Source organism: Nocardiopsis lucentensis DSM 44048 (assembly GCF_000341125.1).
Taxonomy (GTDB): domain Bacteria; phylum Actinomycetota; class Actinomycetes; order Streptosporangiales; family Streptosporangiaceae; genus Nocardiopsis; species Nocardiopsis lucentensis.
Map to the genome: position 1 here is coordinate 1 of NZ_ANBC01000704.1, position 1969 is coordinate 1969.

The window sequence follows — 1969 nt, forward strand, 5'->3', positions numbered from 1 at the left end:
GCTCGACCCCCGCGCGCAGCATCCCCAGGGAGAAGTCGCAGGCGATGACCCGCGCGCCCTTGCGCACGAAGGACTCCGAGGAGGTGCCGGTGCCCGCGGCCAGGTCCAGGACCAGTTCGCCGCTGTGGGCGTCCACCGCGTTCACCACGGCGCGCCGCCAGACGCGGTCCTGGCCGAGGGAGATGACGTCGTTGACGAGGTCGTACCTGGAGGCGATGCCGTCGAACATCGCCGCGACGTCCTGGGGCTTCTTGTCGAGCTTGGCGCGGGTCATGGGACCAGCCTAAGGGGGCCGCCCCGGTCACCGGGCCCCTCCCCCGGATCCGCTCCCACGCGTCGCGTTCCGGGGGCGCACCGCCCCCCGTCACCGCTGTCCCCGCCCACCCCGCCCGAGAGCCGTCGTCGCGATCCCCGTCGTTCTGGAGCCCTCCCCGCGCGGCCGGCGTCAGACGTCACACGAGGTGAGGTCCGGGGCGTCCGCCGCCGGGGGAGGAGCCCGCGGACAACGGTGAACCGAACGCGCGCGGGGGTCGTCTGACGTGTGGGGGCAAGACCCCACCGCGCGGAAAGGAGACGGGGCGGACGTGAAGTTCGACGTTGTGGAACCAGGCGAGGAGCAGGCCATGCTCCCCGAGTCCGAGCAGGGGACCGCCGCCGAACGCGCGACCCCGGAAGCCGCTGGGGAACCGCAGGTCCGGCCCGGCGTCCACCCACGGCTCCCCCCCCNGCGTCAAGGCGGACCTGGTCACCCTGGAATCGTCCCTCAACCGCCTGGGCCAGGCGATCACGGCCGCACAGCGAAGCGAACCGAGCCCGGACGCGGACGCGGCCCCGCCACGCAACTTCCGCGCTGGGGCCTTCTCCCGTCGCGGCTGAACGCCCGCGTCGGATTCCCGCCCGTATCCGAAGGAACTCGGGCACATGTGACACTACGAATGTCACCATGTGTGATTTGGGAACTACTCTTTGCCACAATGTGGCTGCGCCCATTTCCGTGGCACACCGGCCCCGGCCGCCGCCCACGACCGAGGAGAGTCCTCCGTGAAGCCCACCCGATTCACCGCGCTGGCGATGAGCGCGCTGCTCATGTTCCCCGCCGGGGCCGCCCTGTCGACACCGGCCGCCTCGGCGACGACCGAGGGGGTCGTCGGCGAGCGGCCCGTCCCCTGGACCCCGCACGTCCTGGACGGGCGCGTCAAGGAGATCCTGCGCATCGGCGACGTCGTCGTGGTGGCCGGGGACTTCAACCGCGTCGCCGACAACGATCGCGGCGACACCCATGACGTGCGCAACCTGTTCGCCTTCGAGCACGGCACCGGCCAGGTCATCGAGTCCTTCGCCCCCGACGTGGGCGGGACCGTCAACTCGGTGGTCGAAGGCCCCGACGACTCCGTGATCATCGGTGGGGAATTCCGTTCCGTCAACGGTCAGTGGAGGCGGGGGCTGGCCCGGATATCGCTCGACGACGGCAGCACCGTTCCCGCGTTCACCGCCCGGCTCGACAACGGTGAGGTCAACCGCCTCGCCACGGACGGAACAGACGTCTACGTCGGCGGCGCCTTCGGCGGCCTGAACGACACGGAGCGCCTCGGTCTGGCCCGGATCGACGCCCGCACCGGCACGGTCGACCCCGGCTTCGCCCCTCGGATCTCCCACCCCCGGCGCGGCGGGTCCCGCCTCCAGGAACTCGCGCTGAGCCCCGATGGCGGGCGACTCCTCATCAACGGCACCTTCACGAGGGTCGACGGCGAGGAGCGCCACCAGATCGCCATGATCGACACCGCGAGCGGCGCCCTGACCCCGTGGTCCACCTCGGCCTTCGAACCCGACTGCGACTACTCCCTCATGCACACGTACATGCGGCAGATGTCCTTCTCCCCCGACGGCGCCTACTTCGCCGTCGTGACCGCCGGCGGCCCCAGGATCAAGCCCGGACTGTGCAAGGCCGCCGTCCGCTTCGAGGTCACCG

Annotated in this window: 2 protein-coding genes; one reads left to right on the forward strand and one right to left on the reverse strand. The window is 71.5% G+C overall.

What is annotated here, in order from left to right; genetic code table 11:
• Positions 1–274: class I SAM-dependent methyltransferase (locus tag D471_RS0124560; RefSeq protein ID WP_017601068.1), on the reverse strand; the 274-nt coding region annotated here is incomplete at its 3' end.
• 767 nt (positions 275–1041) lie between these two features.
• Between D471_RS0124560 and D471_RS0124570 the strand changes: the two genes are divergently transcribed.
• Positions 1042–1969 (forward strand): hypothetical protein (locus tag D471_RS0124570; RefSeq protein ID WP_017601070.1); only part of this gene is annotated, 928 nt, incomplete at its 3' end.